General features: G+C 67.2%; 17 protein-coding genes, 1 tRNA gene and 1 riboswitch. Of the genes, 12 read left to right on the top strand and 6 right to left on the bottom strand.

What is annotated here, in order from left to right; translation table 11 throughout:
* Positions 1 to 37: 37 nt before the first annotated feature.
* A riboswitch (cobalamin riboswitch) is annotated at positions 38 to 190 on the bottom strand.
* A gap of 126 nt (positions 191 to 316) precedes the next feature.
* The 10 genes from QUE25_RS04850 to hemL all read left to right on the top strand — a co-directional run bounded on the left by QUE25_RS04850 (position 317) and on the right by hemL (position 9,141).
* Positions 317 to 1,354, top strand: coding sequence for an AMP-binding enzyme (locus QUE25_RS04850; protein ID WP_286268021.1), 1,038 nt, complete (start codon positions 317 to 319; stop codon positions 1,352 to 1,354).
* On the top strand, positions 1,351 to 2,490 hold the full coding sequence (locus tag QUE25_RS04855; RefSeq protein ID WP_286268022.1) for a thiolase family protein: 1,140 nt from the start codon (positions 1,351 to 1,353) through the stop codon (positions 2,488 to 2,490). Before QUE25_RS04850 ends, QUE25_RS04855 begins: the two co-directional genes overlap by 4 nt.
* Before the next feature lie 87 nt (positions 2,491 to 2,577).
* Positions 2,578 to 3,804 (top strand): glutamyl-tRNA reductase, encoded by a 1,227-nt coding sequence (locus QUE25_RS04860; protein WP_286268023.1) that lies wholly within the window; start codon positions 2,578 to 2,580, stop codon positions 3,802 to 3,804.
* The gene (gene hemC, locus QUE25_RS04865; RefSeq protein WP_286268024.1) at positions 3,801 to 4,715 is read left to right on the top strand and encodes a hydroxymethylbilane synthase; all 915 of its coding nucleotides are present in this window, start codon (positions 3,801 to 3,803) and stop codon (positions 4,713 to 4,715) included. Before QUE25_RS04860 ends, hemC begins: the two co-directional genes overlap by 4 nt.
* On the top strand, positions 4,712 to 5,467 hold the full coding sequence (locus tag QUE25_RS04870; protein ID WP_286268025.1) for a uroporphyrinogen-III synthase: 756 nt from the start codon (positions 4,712 to 4,714) through the stop codon (positions 5,465 to 5,467). The genes hemC and QUE25_RS04870 overlap by 4 nt, the downstream gene beginning before the upstream one ends.
* Positions 5,464 to 5,997, top strand: a complete 534-nt coding sequence (locus QUE25_RS04875) for a universal stress protein (RefSeq protein ID WP_286268026.1) — start codon at positions 5,464 to 5,466, stop codon at positions 5,995 to 5,997. The genes QUE25_RS04870 and QUE25_RS04875 overlap by 4 nt, the downstream gene beginning before the upstream one ends.
* Positions 5,994 to 6,452, top strand: coding sequence for a fluoride efflux transporter FluC (locus QUE25_RS04880; protein WP_286268027.1), 459 nt, complete (start codon positions 5,994 to 5,996; stop codon positions 6,450 to 6,452). Before QUE25_RS04875 ends, QUE25_RS04880 begins: the two co-directional genes overlap by 4 nt.
* Positions 6,449 to 6,817, top strand: a complete 369-nt coding sequence (locus tag QUE25_RS04885) for a fluoride efflux transporter FluC (protein WP_286268028.1) — start codon at positions 6,449 to 6,451, stop codon at positions 6,815 to 6,817. The genes QUE25_RS04880 and QUE25_RS04885 overlap by 4 nt, the downstream gene beginning before the upstream one ends.
* A 54-nt stretch (positions 6,818 to 6,871) precedes the next feature.
* Positions 6,872 to 7,846, top strand: a complete 975-nt coding sequence (hemB, locus tag QUE25_RS04890; protein WP_286268029.1) for a porphobilinogen synthase — start codon at positions 6,872 to 6,874, stop codon at positions 7,844 to 7,846.
* A complete protein-coding gene (gene hemL, locus QUE25_RS04895; RefSeq protein WP_286268030.1) occupies positions 7,846 to 9,141 on the top strand; it encodes a glutamate-1-semialdehyde 2,1-aminomutase in 1,296 nt (431 codons plus the stop codon). The genes hemB and hemL overlap by 1 nt, the downstream gene beginning before the upstream one ends.
* Before the next feature lie 298 nt (positions 9,142 to 9,439).
* Here the strand turns inward: hemL and QUE25_RS04900 are convergent, their stop codons facing one another.
* Positions 9,440 to 10,414, bottom strand: coding sequence for a universal stress protein (locus QUE25_RS04900; protein ID WP_286268031.1), 975 nt, complete (start codon positions 10,412 to 10,414; stop codon positions 9,440 to 9,442).
* 153 nt (positions 10,415 to 10,567) lie between these two features.
* On the opposite strand from QUE25_RS04900, the gene QUE25_RS04905 reads away from it, so the two are divergent.
* Positions 10,568 to 10,655, top strand: a tRNA-Ser gene (locus QUE25_RS04905).
* 241 nt (positions 10,656 to 10,896) lie between these two features.
* Here the strand turns inward: QUE25_RS04905 and QUE25_RS04910 are convergent.
* The 4 genes from QUE25_RS04910 to QUE25_RS04925 all read right to left on the bottom strand — a co-directional run bounded on the left by QUE25_RS04910 (position 10,897) and on the right by QUE25_RS04925 (position 12,880).
* On the bottom strand, positions 10,897 to 11,154 hold the full coding sequence (locus tag QUE25_RS04910) for a helix-turn-helix domain-containing protein (RefSeq protein ID WP_073187791.1): 258 nt from the start codon (positions 11,152 to 11,154) through the stop codon (positions 10,897 to 10,899).
* A 66-nt stretch (positions 11,155 to 11,220) separates the two neighbouring features.
* Positions 11,221 to 12,288 (bottom strand): ArdC-like ssDNA-binding domain-containing protein, encoded by a 1,068-nt coding sequence (locus QUE25_RS04915; RefSeq protein WP_286268032.1) that lies wholly within the window; start codon positions 12,286 to 12,288, stop codon positions 11,221 to 11,223.
* Complete coding sequence (locus QUE25_RS04920; RefSeq protein ID WP_286268033.1) at positions 12,285 to 12,440, bottom strand: hypothetical protein; 156 nt, start codon at positions 12,438 to 12,440, stop codon at positions 12,285 to 12,287. The genes QUE25_RS04915 and QUE25_RS04920 overlap by 4 nt, the downstream gene beginning before the upstream one ends.
* Positions 12,437 to 12,880, bottom strand: coding sequence for a hypothetical protein (locus QUE25_RS04925; RefSeq protein ID WP_286268034.1), 444 nt, complete (start codon positions 12,878 to 12,880; stop codon positions 12,437 to 12,439). The genes QUE25_RS04920 and QUE25_RS04925 overlap by 4 nt, the downstream gene beginning before the upstream one ends.
* 711 nt (positions 12,881 to 13,591) lie before the next feature.
* Between QUE25_RS04925 and QUE25_RS04930 the strand changes: the two genes are divergently transcribed.
* Positions 13,592 to 14,668 carry a DUF4365 domain-containing protein gene (locus QUE25_RS04930; protein WP_286268035.1) on the top strand — a complete coding sequence of 359 codons (1,077 nt, stop codon included), beginning with the start codon at positions 13,592 to 13,594 and terminating at the stop codon, positions 14,666 to 14,668.
* Between the two features lie 238 nt (positions 14,669 to 14,906).
* On the opposite strand, the gene QUE25_RS04935 is transcribed toward QUE25_RS04930, so the two are convergent.
* Positions 14,907 to 15,209, bottom strand: coding sequence for a hypothetical protein (locus tag QUE25_RS04935; RefSeq protein WP_286268036.1), 303 nt, complete (start codon positions 15,207 to 15,209; stop codon positions 14,907 to 14,909).
* Positions 15,210 to 15,274: the final 65 nt, after the last annotated feature.

A 15,274-nucleotide genomic window follows, 5' to 3' on the forward strand; every position in this document is an offset into this window, starting at 1 on the left:
GACTCCTTGCGATCCCCTCAGCCGGGGGACCTGATCTGCAGGAACGCGAAGGCCAGTCGACCGGGCTTGCCGCGCGTAGCGCATGCTTCGGGCATGCAGCAGGGCGGACCACCGTTGCGGGACAGCGCCGGAATCTCACCGGCTTCGCTTGGCACTCGCTCCGGTCGTATCTGACCGGCGCGGTCAGCTTACCGCCCCGGGCTGAACGGCGACAATGCGCGGGTGGTGTCTGCCGACCCCGGACGCCGGCCGGCGGGCGATCCCCACCGCATCGCGGGTATCGCCCGCTTCTTCGCAGGTTCTAGGATCGGGGACGATGAATCCCTTGAACAGTGTTAACCCGACCGCCGATACGCCGGTCGATGTGGCTGCCGCAATCGAGCCGGTCGCGGCGTTCTGGGCCGCGCATGCGGCGCGGCGACCGATCGCCGTGCACAGCTCGGGGACCACCGGCCAATCCCGCACGATCGTGCGCAGCACCGCCTCCTGGGTGGATTCGTTCGGCCTCGCCGCGGCGCGGCTCGACTTGTCGTCCGCCGGCAGGTTCTACATCCCGGGACCGCTCAGCGCGACCATGAACCTGTTCGCCGCCTGCCTCGCCGACGCCGCCGGGGCGTCGTGGTCGCCGGATCCTGCCGGGGCTACGCATTGCACGCTGACTCCGTCCGGGCTTGGGCGGGCCCTGGGTTCTGGGCTCTTGTCTCCTGGGCTCGTGGTGCTGGTCGCCGGCGACGGGCTGCACGATAACCTGCGGGACGAGGCTCGTGCGCAGGGACTGCGGGTTGAGCACTACTACGGCGCGACCGAACTCTCGCTGGTGGCGTGGGGCAGCTGCCGTTCGGATCTGCGGCTGTTCGACCGGGTCGAGGCGCGAATCATCGACGGACGCATCTGGGTACGTTCGCCGTGGCTGTCCGACGGCCCGGCCCCCGGCACTCCGGTGGGATCGTGGCAGCGTTCGGCGGACGGCTTCGCCGGCATCGGCGATCACGGCCGGCTGGACGGCGACCGGCTGCACGTCCAGGGGCGCGATGGCGCCATCACGACCGGTGGCGCGACCGTCGAGCTTGCCCCGTTGACAGACCGGCTGCGGGCCGCTGCCGGCGGCGAGGTCTATCTAGTGGGGATCCCGCATCCGGTGGTGGGCCAGGTGCTGGGCTGCGCGGTCACCCGTCCCGACGATGTCGAGCGGCTGCGCGCCTGGTCACAGCGCAATCTCGGCCCGGCCGAGCGTCCGCGGGCTTGGGCAGTGGTCGAACAGCCACCCCTGACCGCCGCCGGCAAGATCGATACTTCAGCCCTGGCGGCTTTGATCCGCGGGCACCACGCGACTTCGAAGGAACAGCACTCATGAGCAGCAGTCCGGTCATCATCGATGCCGTGCGCACGCCGATCGGCACCGAGCACGGCAGCCTGAAGAATGTGACAGTCGATCAGCTGGTGACACCGCTGATCGCCGAACTCGCCGCCCGCTGTCCCGAGCCGGCCGCGATCAGCCAGGTCATCTTGGGAAACCTGCGCGGACCCGGCGGCAATCTGGCCCGCTACTGCGCGCTGGACGCCGGGCTGCCCCAGCAGGTGACCGGGCTGACCGTCGACCAGCAATGCGGGGCGGGGCTGGCCGCCGTCGAATGCGCCCGCGGTGCGCTGGCGCTCAATCCGGGGTTCATTCTGGCCGGCGGCGCGCAATCGGCATCGACGCAGCCGCGCACCTTCTGGCCGGCTGCCTCGGCCGATGCCCCGGGCGGCCTTGAGGAGTTCACCCGGGCGCCCTTCGTCCCGGAGCGCTTCGACGACCCGGGCATGGGGTTGGCCGCGGACCTGCTGGCCGAGGAATGCGGGATCGGCCGCGCGCGGCAGGATGCCTACGCGGCACGATCTCATCAGCGAGCGGTGCACTCGATCGATGCCGGGGTCTTCGACGACGAGATCGTGCCCATCGCCGGTGTCACCACGGACGAACGGCCGCGGCGAGGCTTCACCCAGCAGCGGCTGGCGCGTTTTCGTCCGGTCTTCCGGCCAGGCGGCACAGTGACCGCCGCGAACGCCTGTGGGGTCAACGACGGCGCGTCCCTGGTGCTGATGACCGACGCGCACACCCACGCCCGGCTCGGCATCGGCGGACTGCGCATCCTCGACCTGGTGACCGTCGGCGGCACTCCGGCGCGTCCGGGCATCGGCGTGGTGCCGGCCGTGCGAAGGCTCTACGAGCGCACGGGTCTTGGTCCCGACGACTTCGAGGTCGTGGAGTGCAACGAGGCGTTCGCAGGTCAGATCCTGGCCTGCCTGGACGAGATCGGCATCCCCGATGAGCGCAACTGCGTGCAGGGCGGCGCGCTGGCCCTCGGACATCCGTGGGCGGCCACCGGAGCCGTCCTGTTGACCCGGATCTTCACCCAGCTGGTGCGCGAAGGACGAGGTGGACGCGGCCTGGCGGCCATCGCCATCGCCGGCGGCATGGGAGCCGCGATCGCTGTCGAGGCCTGTTGATGGCCATCAGGACCAGGCATCGCCACCGACTGGGCCAGCGGCAGACTGCCGCTGCCCGTTGAGCATTCAAGATATACGCTAGGGCCCGTGCCGGTACTCGCAGTGGGGTTGAGCCACCACCAGGTGGCCAGCGACGATCTGACGCAGTTCGCCGCCTGCGCCGAGCAGGCGAGCGCCAGCCTGCGCGCATCCCACGGTGTCAGCGGGCTGATCATGCTGTCGACCTGCAACCGGTGCGAACTGTATATCGACGCCGAGAACTTCCATCAGACCGTTCGTCTCACCCGTGATCTGCTCACCAAAGCCGGTGCGGGTGATCTGGTCGGCGTGATGGATGTCTACGGTCTGCGCAATGCCGTGCAGCATCTCTTCGAGGTCTCCTGCGGGCTGGACTCGATGGTCGTCGGCGAATCCGAGATCGCCGGCCAGGTGCGCAGCTCCCTGCAGGCTTACTCCGAGCAGGCCGGTCCGGCGCTGCACCGGCTCTTCCGGATGGCCCTGGGCACGTCGAAATCCATCGCCAACGCCACCGCACTAGGCGCGATGGGACGCTCGGTAGCCTCCGTCGCCCTCGATCTGGTGGAGACCCGGCACGGTCATCTGGCCGGCCGGCGAGCGCTGCTGGTCGGCACCGGGGCCTATGCGGGCGTGGTGACCGCCGACCTGATTCGTCGCGGCGCGCAGGTCTTCGTCTACTCCTCGTCGGGACGGGCCACGGCGTTCGCCCAGACGCATCCGGTCAATCCGGTCGGCGATGACCGGCTGCCGGACGCGCTCGCGCTGGCCCAGGTGCTGGTCGCCTGCAGTGGACGCGGGCGCCGCGCGAACCGCATCACCGCTCGTCAGGTCAGCGATGCCCGGGCCGCCAGCGTCGGCCCGCTGCCCGTGGTCGACCTCGCGCTGGCCCGCGATGTCTCGCCCGAGTTGGCCATGACACCGGGGATCGACCTGATCGATCTTGATGTCGTCGGCGAACACGCCCCCACCGATCACGTGGAGTCGCTGCACCGGGCCCGCGAACTGATCGACGAGGCGGTGGACGACTATCTGCGCACCGAACGTGCCCGGCTGGCCGACCCGGCCATTCTCGCGGTCCGTGCCTATGTCAACCAGATCGTCGCTCATGAGATCGACTCAGTAACGGCGCACGGTTCACCCGATGAGGCAGCGGCGGTCCGCCGCTCGCTGCGCCGGGTGGCCAATGCGGTCCTCCACCAACCGACCGTCCGCGCGGCAGCGGCAGCCCAGGACGGCGATCTCGGCGAGTTCACCTCGGCGCTGGAAAGGGTCTTCGGAATCGAGGTCGACCAATGACCGACCAAGGCCCCACGGCCGGACCGTTGCGGCTGGGCACCCGCGGTTCGCTACTTGCCCGCACCCAATCACAGCTGGTCGCCGATTCGATCACCGCGGCCACCGGACGCGCGGTCGAACTGGTGATCGTCCGCACCGAAGGCGATGACGTCTCGATTCCCCTCGACGCGCCATCGCGGCCCGGCGCGTTCGCGGCGGCCCTGCGGGATGCCCTGCTGGACGACCGAGTCGACCTGGCCGTCCACTCATTCAAGGACCTGCCGAGCGCACCGCTGCCCGGGCTCTCGGTGGCGGCGATACCGCCGCGCGCCGATCCCCGCGATGCGCTGTGTTCCCGCGATGGGCTGTCCTTGGACGCGCTGCCCCGCGGCGCGCGGGTGGGGACGTCCAGCCCCCGACGGGTCGCCGGGCTGCTGCGCGCGCGCTCCGACCTGCAGATCGTGCCCATTAGGGGAAACGTCGACACCAGGCTGCGCAAGGTCCGCGACGGCGACGTGGACGCCGTCGTGCTCGCAGCCGCCGGCTTGCAGCGGTTGGGGCGCGAGGCAGCTGTCACCGAGTTCATCGATGCAGGCATCGTGCTGCCCGCCCCGGCTCAGGGCGCGCTGGCGGTGGAGTGCCGTACCGGCGAACTCGGGTCCCAGATGGCAGCGATCGATGATCCGGCGACCCGGCTCGAGGTGACCGCAGAACGCTCGGTGCTGAGCGGGATCGGCGCCACCTGCACCACGGCGGTGGGCGCCCTGGCCACCTGGATCGGCAAAGATGAGCTAAAGCTGACCGTCGAGGTCAGCAATCATCGCGGCATCGTCTACAGCCGGATCTCACGCGCCGGGCGCGTCACCATCGCCGGCGAGGCGACCCAGCTCGGCGCGGCGGTCTGCGACCAGCTTGCCGCCGACATGTCATGAAGCCCCTGCTGCTCATCCGCCCCGACCACAACGAGGCGGACGCCGGCGCTCTGGCGGAGGTAGGCATCGCATCCGTGACCGAGCCGCTGCTGCAGATCGTCCCCGTCGCGGACAGCGGGCCGGCGCGCGCGCTGGCACATCGCCTCAGTGAGGTGGACTCACTAACCTGGCTGGTCGTCACCTCGCCACGCACCTGGAAGCGATGGCGGATTGCGGTCACTGAGTTGGACTCAGTTCTGACCGAGGCGCTGGCCAGGGGGTTGAACGTGGCCACCGTGGGCGCGAAGACCGCCTCGTCGTTGCCGGCGGCCGCCCGAGACCGGACGATCATCCCGTCCGGCATCAGTGCCGAGGACATGCTCGGTTTTCTGCTGGAGCAGACCCCCGGTACCGCATTGCTGCCGGCGTCGGCCCGGGCCCGGCGGGTGCTGCCCGACGGGTTGACTGCGGCAGGTTGGCAGGTTCAGCAGGCAGCGATCTACGGCACCGTGGCTCGCCGTGATGTCCGGTTGCCCGCGCTCGATGGTCTGGGCGGGGTCGTGGTGCGGTCGGCCAGCGCCGCGTCTGCGTTGGCAAACCTGGTTCCGCAGCCACCGGGCGATTTCACGGTTTTCGCGGTGGGCCCGGTCACCAGTGGTCGTTGCCGCGATCTCGGCTGGCAGCCGGTCGAGATCAGTTCTACGCAGCCGGGCGCAGTAGCCCGGGCAATCGCCGGTCATCTCCGGGCAGACGGGGGCATGCTGGAACAATGAACACGACTCCACAGCCGGCCATCGAGCGCATCACGCCATTCGCCGGGAATCCTCTGGTGGTCGGCATAGAACCGGGCCAGCCGGACATCGTCGTCGTCACCGCCGCCCGACTCGCCGAGACCCTCAAGGCGAAGGTGTATTTCGCCTACGCCGACCCACAGCGGATCACCGAACGCGAGTTCCCCGACGGCACTGTGCAGCACGGCGGCCTTGATCCCGACTTCTCCGGCGACGAGATCTGGCAGGCCCGGCGGGACCAGTTGGTCGCTGCCGTGCACAAGACGCTGGGCGAGGCACCCATCGAGTGGGAGTTCCGCTACTTGGCCGGACGCGCCGACCGCGCCCTGACTCATCTGGCCCGCGCGGTGGACGCCAGCATGATCGTCATCGGTACTCGACGCCCGGGAAGCAGTGGCCGGGTGAAGCGGTTGCTGCAGGGCACCCTAGGCAGGCACCTGGCCCATCATCAGCACCGTCCGGTGCTGATGATCCCTACCTCTGTCGTCGATTGGAAGATTCCGCTGGAATGACAGCCACCCCTGCCCCTTCGCCCGCGCGTCCACCCCATCTGCGTCCCCAGCTGATCGGGCTGGTCATGCTCGGCGGCGCCGCCGGCACAGCGGTCCGCAATGCCATAGAGAATGCCTTTGCGGCCTCCGGAGATCACCTGCTGCCGTGGGCCACCTTCGGCATCAACATCTCGGGCGCCTTTCTGCTGGGCCTGTTGTCGGAGTTGCTGGCGTTGATCATCTCGAATGAACAGCGGCGGCGGGTGCTCCAGCTGACCTTCGGCACCGGCGTGCTGGGCGGCTACACCACCTACAGCACCTTTGCGCTGGAGACTGTGCGGCTGGGCGAGACCAATCATCCGATCGCGGCGGCGGGCTACGCGGTGGGCAGCGTCGTCCTGGGTTTCGTGGCCGCCTATCTGGCGATGCTGGGCACTCGCCGGATGGTCGGGATCGCGGAACGAGGCCAGCGATGATCGCGCTGGGAGTCGCGGTGTTCGGGGGGCTCGGCGCCGGCGCCCGCTTCATGCTGGACGGTTTCCTCACCGAGCGGGTCCACGGGCCGGTGCCGCTGGCCACGCTCATCATCAACACGCTCGGGTCGCTGCTGCTCGGCGTACTGACCGGCTGGATCGCGGTGGGCGGTCCAGTGGATGTCAAGACCATCGCCGGGGTGGGTTTCTGCGGTGGGTTCACCACCTTCAGCACCGCCAGCGTCGAACTGGCCCGGCTCGTGCGCGCCGGCCGCAGGCCTGCCGCCGCAGGGCTTGGCGCGGTCATGTTGATCGTCTGCCTGATCGCGGGACTAGCCGGCATCGCCTTGGGCGGTCTGCTGGGCTGAAGCCTCGCGTCCTATGCTTCTGTACAGCGTCTGCGAACCCTGAAGGAGCCCGTCTTGTACCTTGTCCAGCGTCCCCGCCGGTTGCGTCAAACACCTGCCGTAAGGCGTCTGGTCGCTGAGACCCGGCTGCATCCGGCCGATCTGGTGCTTCCGATGTTCGTCGTGGAGGGTCTGGACGAACCTCGGCCGATCACCGCGATGCCGGGCGTGGTACAGCACAGCTTGAGCAGTCTCGCCGAGGCGGCCGTCGAGGCGCAGGCTGCCGGTGTCGGTGGGCTGATGCTGTTCGGGATCCCGCTGATCAAGGATTCGATCGGGTCCCAGGCGACCGATCCGCAAGGAATCCTGGCCAAGGGCGTTCGAGTACTGGCCGAGGCGGTGCCGCAGCTGCCGATCATCGCCGACCTGTGTCTGGACGAGTTCACCGATCACGGTCACTGCGGGGTCCTCGATGCGCGGGGGCGGGTCGACAACGATGCGACACTGCTGCGCTATCAGGAGATGGCCATCGTGCTGGCCGAGGCCGGGGCAACCATGGTGGGTACCTCGGGGGCGATGGACGGCCAGGTCGCGGCCTGCCGAACCGCGCTCGACGGCGCCGGACATACCGACACCATGATCATGGCCTACGGCGCGAAGTATGCGTCCGCGTTCTACGGCCCGTTTAGGGAGGCCGTCGATTCATCGCTGCAGGGCGACCGGCGTGCCTATCAGCAGGATCCGGCCAACGCGGTCGAGGCGATCCGGGAGGTTCAGCTGGACGTCGACGAAGGCGCCGACATCGTGATGGTCAAGCCCGGCCTTCCCTATCTCGACGTTCTCGCGGCGGTAGCCGCCGAGGTCACCATTCCCGTGGCCAGTTATGTGGTGTCGGGCGAGTATTCGATGATCGAGGCGGCGGCGGCGAACGGCTGGATCTCGCGCAAGCCGACCATCCTGGAGGCACTGACCTGCGTGCGGCGCGCCGGTGCGAGCATTCTCGTGACGTACTGGGCCACCGAAGTGGCCGGCTGGCTGAAGGAGAACTGATGCCCACCAATGAGGAGCTCTTCGCGCGGGCGAGGCGGGTCATGCCCGGCGGCGTGTCGTCGCCGGTGCGCGCGTTCGGTGCCGTGGGCGGCACGCCGAGGTTCGCGGCCAAAGCGAAGGGGGCATGGATCACCGATGCCGAGGGACGCGAGTATGTCGACCTGGTGGGCAGCTGGGGGCCGATGATCTTGGGGCATGCGCACCCCGAGGTGGTCGCTGCGATCCACCGCGCGGTCGATGCATCGCCGTCATTCGGTGCGCCCTGTCTGCCGGAGCTGGCGTTGGCCGAGAAGATCGTTTCGATGGTGGAGCCGGTCGAGCGCGTGCGCTTCACGTCGAGTGGCACCGAAGCCGTGATGACCGCGGTGCGGCTGGCCCGCGGCGCGACCGGGCGCGACAAGATCATCAAGTTCGCGGGCTGCTACCACGGCCACAGCGATTCCCTGCTGGCGGCGGCCGGCTCAGGAGTGGCGACCCTGGGGCTGCCCGATTCGCCGGGGGTGACCGGCGGTACCGCAGCAGACACCCTGGTGCTGCCCTACGGACGTCTTGACCTGGTCGAGGAGGCCTTCGCCGCTGGTGGCGACCTGATCGCCGCGGTCGTGACCGAGGCGGTGCCCGCGAATATGGGTGTCATCGTGCCGCCTGCCGGATTCAATAAGGGGCTGCGCGAGATCTGCGATCGCTATGGCGCGAAGCTCATCGTGGACGAGGTACTCACCGGTTTCCGGGTCGGACCGACGGGGTACTGGGGCGCTGCAGGCCGCGACGAGGGGTGGGCGCCCGATCTGCTCACCTACGGCAAGATCGTGGGCGGTGGCCTGCCGATGTCCGCGGTCGCCGGCGGCGCCGCATTGATGGACCTACTGGCTCCGGCCGGACCCGTCTATCAGGCGGGCACGCTGAGTGGTAACCCCGCTGCGGCGGCGGCCGGCCTGGCGACGCTTGAACTCGCGAGCGCGGATGTGTACTCGCATCTGGATGCCGTCAGCGTCCAGTTGCGTGGACTGATCACCGACGCGCTGTCGGAGGCCGGAGTGCCGCACCGCATCAACAACTGGGGCAACCTGTTCAGCGTCTTCTTCACCGGTGACCAGGTCACCGACTACGAGTCCGCGAAAAAGCAGGATACGGCGGCCTTCGGGCGCTTCTTCCACACCCTGCTGGACGAGGGCGTATGGCTCGCGCCGAGTTCTTTCGAGGCCTGGTTCGTGTCGGACGCCCTCGGCGACCGCGAACTCGAGGTGATCGCCGCTGCGCTCCCGAAGGCGGCGCACGCCGCCGCGCGGGGCTGATTCTCGCGTTCCGCCGCGGTCGGCCCCGAACGCTCACCGTCCGTCCCAAGCGCAATCGTCCGCGAATGGGTCAAGCGGCTCACGTGACAGGCCCTGGGCGGGCTGCTCACCGCGGCCGCGTGCGACATACAGATGTGCGCCCTGACGAGTTCGGACGGCTCGTCAGGGCGCACCCTTTCATTCTGTCGGCTGACGCTGGTCATTCTGTCGGCTGACGCTGGTCATTCTGTCGGCTGACGCTGGTCAGTCTGTCGACGGACGCTGGCCTTGGACGACCGGCGCCGGCCTCGTCAAACCGTCAGCTGCCAGCCTGTGTCTCTTCGCGCTTGCCGGTCAGCGAACGTCCGGACTGATCCTTCCAGCCGCCCACCGCACGGGTGACGACCACCGGGCAGTACGACTCGCGCAGCACATGACGGCTGGTGGAGCCGAGCAGCAGCCTGGCGAAACCACCGCGGCCACGCGAACCGATGACGACCAGACCGGCCGTACGGGAAGCCTCGATGAGGGCAGCCTCGGGGCGTCCACGCACTGCACGGACTTCGACCTTCACATCCGGGAACTCCTTGACCTTGTCAGCGATCAGCTCGTTCGCCGCCTTGGTCATCATCTTGTTCATCTCGTCGATGCTGTACTCCCACTGCTCTGCGTTGAATGCGTCATAGGGGCCGTAGTCCCATGCGGTGATGGCGATCAGCGGGACACCGCGCAGGGATGCCGCCTGGAAGGCACGGGCAATCGCCAAGCGCCCCTGCGGGGAGTCGTCCAAGCCGACGACAACCGGCGCCCCGTCGCGATCCTCCGCCTGGTCGGGCACGACTGCGATGGCGCCCTGCGCCTGCGCAACAACATAGTCGGACGTGCCGCCCAGCATCTTCACCAGAGCCGGCGCCCCGGCGCCACGGGCACCCACGACGATCTGGTCGGCGTCCTTGCCGGCTTCTGCGAGCAGGTCAGCGGGATGACCCTCGACTACCGCTGTCTCCACCGGCAGATTCGGGTACTCGGACCGGACCCGTGCTGCGATATCGCCGACGATGCGTTCCGCCTTGTCATGGACCATTTCTTCATAGGAGCGTCCCTCGCTCTGGGCGACGGCAGCGGCCTCGCGGGACGGAATCGGTGACTCGGGAATCGCATGGAGAATGAGCAGCGGGACAGGCGTGACGCGTTCCGACGCATGTTTCGCCGCCCACATCACCGCCTTCTCTGCACGGAGCGAACCATCGGTACCCACCACCCAGCGGCCTTCTGATACGAACTTGTCAGACATCATCGCCCTCCTCAACAGTGCTGCTTTGCACACCAGGGACGGCACCCTGATGGCAATAATGCTACGCGGACTGATCTGGCCACGGAGGGAATGCGATCGATCATGGGGCGCTCGGTTGGCATCCGCTTGTGTGATCCGGCTAGGATGCCCCACGGAGGATTCGCCTAGAGGCCTATGGCGCTCGCTTGGAAAGCGGGTTGGGTTCACGCCCTCACGAGTTCGAATCTCGTATCCTCCGCCACTGCGATTCCCGCTCTGACTGGAGCGGGATCATCGTTTTCGGGACTGTTGGCGCCCTTCAGGGCGATTCGTGCCCCGAGTGTGCCCCGAGTTTTCGTGGCAAGTTTCTCCGAGCGCTTGAGCGCGCCTTGGCAGGGTGGATCTGGATCCGGGATGACGTGGGGTCACGCCGTTCCCCCGACGCAGGCACGAGCGCCGCGCACCATGAGGTGCGCGGCGCCTGAGAACGATCAGTGGGCTTCCTACCAGGTGCGCTGATTGCGCGCACGGGCCCGTCGGTCAGTGAGGTCATCGCCCGTGGGGATGGGCCGGAACAGCCTGTCGAGATCCTCGACGCGGACTCGGATGAGCCTCACGCCGAACCTTGACGCCCGGAGCTTCCCTGAGGCGATGCGTCGCCGCAGCGTGTCGACACTCACGCCGTACACGGCGGCCGCTTGCTGCAATGACAGCCATTCGGGCACGGGTTGACCCCAGGTGGGCGAGATGGGGAGCGACATGGCCAGTTTCCTCTCGGTGTCGGGATGGAAGGTCGGGTTGGTGCGTGACCGTCGGATGGCGACTCGTCAGAGAGATAAGGCGGGCGCTGGGACGGCGCGACTTGGAGGTGACACCTGCGGGGGTGGCTCGGCGACGGCAGGCGCGACTTCCCATCTGGTCGGGTCGACCTGGGTTCGAACCTCCGACTCCAGGGCGTCGAGCGCTCCGTCGGTGATGGTGGGCGCCGGCTGCGTGGCTTGGAGGATGAGGTCGGCCGCGCCAATGACTCGCTGGCCTGTGCTGCGGAGGATCTCGGCAAGGTCGCGCTGCTCGGTCACCGCGTTGAGGGCCCAGCCGGCGACGTAGTTGAAGGTGTACTGGCTGGAGTCGAGGCCGTGAGCGCTCGTGACCATGTACGCGACGGATTCGGCTTCCACTTCGAGGATTCCGCGGCAGTCGCGGCTGCCCTGCTCCTGGTGGAGGAGCACGTGCCCGGCTTCGTGCGCCAGTGTCTTGACGGCCTGGGCATCATCGACGTCGTCGCGGACCATGACGAGCCGCTGGCCGAAGTCGGTGTAGCCGTTCGGCCCACCTAGGTCCGCGCCACGTCGTACGTCGAATCCCCGTTCCTCGAGGAGACCTTGAAGGCGATCCCACAGTCCGACGGGCGCCTGACCGGTAAGGAGTGTCGCCTCGCCGATCTTGGGGTCGGGCAATGGAGGCCCGTCGGTCTGCCGAATGTCGAACACCGTGACGGGTTTGGTCGCAACAACGTGGGTCCGGTGCAGGACGCGGCCCTGGTCGTCGCGCACCGGTCGGCCGGCGTCGTCAAGGCGGGGATCGCGGCGCGTGATCGGCGCCAGGACCTTGATGCCGGTCTCCCCGCGGCGTACCTGGCGACCCATGGCCTTGAACGCCTGGTAGCCGGCGACGTGGGTGGCCTGGGGGTCCTGAAGCATGATCAGCAGCGAGTTGCCGAAGGAGTAGCGATGGAACTGGCTGGAGAACTTCAGCCAGGCGTGCCAGGCCTGCGGGTCGTTGAGGGCGAGGATGCCGTCGCTGAGCTGGGCGTGAAGCTTGTCCAGCGTTGCCTGTCGGGCTTCCGCAGCCGCGGGTCGGTCTGCGTCGCTGACAGGCCTGCGATAGCCGGTCATGAGTCGAGGCCGTCCCGGAGGGCGGCGACCTGGTCCAGAATCTCCTCGATCGCTTCGCGGCGAACACCGGCGTCGGCCAACTGCTTGGCTCGGACGAGGAGGTCATCGATGATGAGCGGGACGTCGGGGAGTGGGAGCACGGGTTCGGTCACGGCCGGTACCCCCTGTCAGTGGTCCGTGCGTCGTGGTGCTGCGCAGGTTCCTCGGGGGCCGCGAACGGGACCTGCGCCACGCCCTCCCACTCCCCCACCGCCTCGGGCCTCTGCTGTGGCGGCACGATCCGTCCTTGTGGGTCGCGCACCTGGACGGGGTCGACGTATAGGTCGAGGTCACCGCCCCGGCGTTCGATGGCGGCCTCGATGAGCAGCGCCCGTGCGTACGCGGTACTCGCCGCAGCCTTGTGCGTCGCGCTGAGGACATCCCCTCGCGCTTCGCGACTCAGGAGCTCGCGGTAGGCGTCGCTGGTCTGGCAATAGTCGCGGGCCACGTCGTCGAACGACTTGCCGGCGTCGTCGAAAAGGACGCCGTGCTCGTCGGCCCACTGGAGCCACAACTGGGCTCGAGTGACGAGGCGATCTGCGTCGTGGTTCATGTCGCTCTCCTTCGACAAGCTCGCGACCTGCCACCCCGCATAACGAGACGCCCACCCCTCCCGTGGACACGGCCCTTGACTGACCGCGGTCGAGATCGTTCAACGTGATTCCGGACCGGCTGGCCGCGCCATTGCTTCAAGGAGGTAACCCGACGGCTGCGCAGTTAGAACTCAGGTCCCCAACGCTTCGGAACAGACAGCCAGCGCGTGCATGAGGAGGTGTTTCGCCGAGGACAACGCGACGAGGTCCCGAAGCTCAGCAGGCATCTACGCCCGCGCAAGGGCCGGATTGCTGCAGTCAGGGCCCGGGTTAGGCGAAAGCACTCGGGCCCCTCAAGCGGCATCCACGCCATCGCGCCGAACAAGGCAACCGAGCCGTCTCGTCGATCCGGGCGTCGCGGTCCCTCGGAACATGCCATCTCACCTGCCGTGCCGGAGCCGTCAGGAGGAGAGCCACGAAATGGACAGCGCCGCGCAGGCGGTCTCGACCTGAACCACTCACGGTTCGAGGTCGATGGCGGTCGCCTCGCGACCGTTTCCGTTAGTCGTGAGCTCAGCTCACTCACATGCCCGTTGAAGACATTGACCTGGCGTGCTGGCATCGATGGTGTCGACAGATGGTCATCTGGCCGCGATAGGCGGGCTGGGGCAGGCCACACGCCTACGTCCCGGGCCGGAAACTAGCAGGCCGAGTGATCTACCATCATCATCGTGGCCCTCCCGACTGTCCGTGACGAGACTTTTACAGAACGCGACGGAGTCAACGAGGTTGCCCGCCTCGTAAATAGGGCGCGCTGTCTATGGCGCGAAACGACGATGCACGACGTGGGCATCGACGGGCAAATCGAGTATGTGCACGCCAACGAGGCCACCGGACGAATAGTGCTTGTTCAGATCAAGTCAGGAGCTAGCCACTTCAAAACTCAGATCGGAAACGCCTTTCGTTACTACCCTGAGGCAAAGCATGTTGGCTATTGGGAGTCCGCTCCGCTTCCTGTCATTCTTATCTTGCGAAATCCAGAGACTGGCCTCACATGCTGGGTGGATGCGCGAGACTCATTGCGATCTGGCCATAGATACATCGATGTCCCCTCGGCCAATGTATTCGACGAAGCCGGGGTCCTACACGCTCTCGAGAGACTCGGGCCCTTGCCAACGGGGCGAATGGATATCGCTGAACTATTCGCGGAAATGGTTCACTCCAAGCCTCCGTCGGCCGGCCTGCCGATCGACTTCTCCGACATCTTCATTCACGGACTAACGGACCTTGCTGACTCACTGCTCTTCGACATCGGTCTGGTGATGGACGTAGCCGAGACGAGGCAAGCCTTCTACAATCCAGGCCTCGGACTCGGATTGGGTTCCGCGGAATACGCCTACTTGTTTAGGTTCGTGTCATTTATCATTGCGCACGACCTTGCGCGTGTCGATTATGACTACTTCATGCGACACTGGGATCATCTGGCGATGCTAGGGCGGTTCTTGGCGCCACTCACGGCACGAGGTCGCGAACTCGTCCAGCACATCAGCGCCCTAGAATCCGAGTGGCGCGAAGGCACGGCGATGATCGACGAATCCTTGGTCTGGACTACTGAGGGTTATCTGGCCGTGCTTAATGCGTGGAGGCTGAGTGATCTGCAGCCGCGATTCGTCCTCGTTCCGGGAATTCGCGTAATTCAGGACAAAGCTTTCCAAGGGATATACCCCTTCGAGACCGCCAGACGTGTGCCCGTCGTCGAGGCGTTCAAGGCATGGTACGAAGAGCGCGGGCGAGCGGAATCCAGCTAGAGGTCATCGCCATGAACTCGGACGCACTCTTACCTTCGCCGAGGTCAACTTCGGCGCACCCGCTCAAAGAGACCCAGAAGGCGACACGCGACCCTGGACACGCCCAGCGGCTCTGGACGAAAGTGCGTGGCCGCTCCGCCAAGCGCCAAGGGGGATGGGGCTACCTCGCCATGCCGATGTCCGGCGTTACCGACTGCCCGGGCCTTACGCGCCACCGCAATGCGTTACCCGCGCAACTTCAGTCGGCCCCTGGCGCTTGACGGTTGTTCCAGCGTTCATCGAAAGCCGTCTGCATCTCAGTCTTTACCTCCACGAGGAGCTCAATAGTCTGAAGGTTCCCCAGGGTGGACTTAGGTTTCGCTCGCAAAGCAGCAATGCGGCCGTCGAGTGTGTCTATCGCGATGGCCACGGCATCGTCGTACTTCGGACGGGTGACCCGCTCCACTACCACGTCGGTCGTCGAGTCTCGCAGGATCTCCAGAGCTCGGATCAACCAGTCGCCTGCCTTGCCACGCGCGCCCTGCGCACCGGTTGGTACCATGCACCCAGCATAGGGCCGAACCCTACCCGCCAGTTGCACACGACAGCGATGGATGCTGAAGGCCC

Source organism: Brooklawnia propionicigenes (assembly GCF_030297015.1).
GTDB classification, from domain to species: Bacteria; Actinomycetota; Actinomycetes; order Propionibacteriales; family Propionibacteriaceae; genus Brooklawnia; species Brooklawnia propionicigenes.

Excerpts from the sequence above, each read along its gene's own strand:
- QUE25_RS04850 (WP_286268021.1), top strand. The coding sequence starts at position 317 with ATGAATCCCTTGAACAGTGTTAACCCGACCGCCGATACGCCGGTCGAT.
- QUE25_RS04855 (WP_286268022.1), top strand. The coding sequence starts at position 1,351 with ATGAGCAGCAGTCCGGTCATCATCGATGCCGTGCGCACGCCGATCGGC.
- hemC (WP_286268024.1), top strand. The coding sequence starts at position 3,801 with ATGACCGACCAAGGCCCCACGGCCGGACCGTTGCGGCTGGGCACCCGC.
- QUE25_RS04870 (WP_286268025.1), top strand. The coding sequence starts at position 4,712 with ATGAAGCCCCTGCTGCTCATCCGCCCCGACCACAACGAGGCGGACGCC.
- QUE25_RS04875 (WP_286268026.1), top strand. The coding sequence starts at position 5,464 with ATGAACACGACTCCACAGCCGGCCATCGAGCGCATCACGCCATTCGCC.
- QUE25_RS04880 (WP_286268027.1), top strand. The coding sequence starts at position 5,994 with ATGACAGCCACCCCTGCCCCTTCGCCCGCGCGTCCACCCCATCTGCGT.
- QUE25_RS04885 (WP_286268028.1), top strand. The coding sequence starts at position 6,449 with ATGATCGCGCTGGGAGTCGCGGTGTTCGGGGGGCTCGGCGCCGGCGCC.
- hemL (WP_286268030.1), top strand. The coding sequence starts at position 7,846 with ATGCCCACCAATGAGGAGCTCTTCGCGCGGGCGAGGCGGGTCATGCCC.
- QUE25_RS04900 (WP_286268031.1), bottom strand. The coding sequence starts at position 10,414 with ATGTCTGACAAGTTCGTATCAGAAGGCCGCTGGGTGGTGGGTACCGAT.
- QUE25_RS04910 (WP_073187791.1), bottom strand. The coding sequence starts at position 11,154 with ATGTCGCTCCCCATCTCGCCCACCTGGGGTCAACCCGTGCCCGAATGG.
- QUE25_RS04915 (WP_286268032.1), bottom strand. The coding sequence starts at position 12,288 with ATGACCGGCTATCGCAGGCCTGTCAGCGACGCAGACCGACCCGCGGCT.
- QUE25_RS04925 (WP_286268034.1), bottom strand. The coding sequence starts at position 12,880 with ATGAACCACGACGCAGATCGCCTCGTCACTCGAGCCCAGTTGTGGCTC.
- QUE25_RS04935 (WP_286268036.1), bottom strand. The coding sequence starts at position 15,209 with ATGGTACCAACCGGTGCGCAGGGCGCGCGTGGCAAGGCAGGCGACTGG.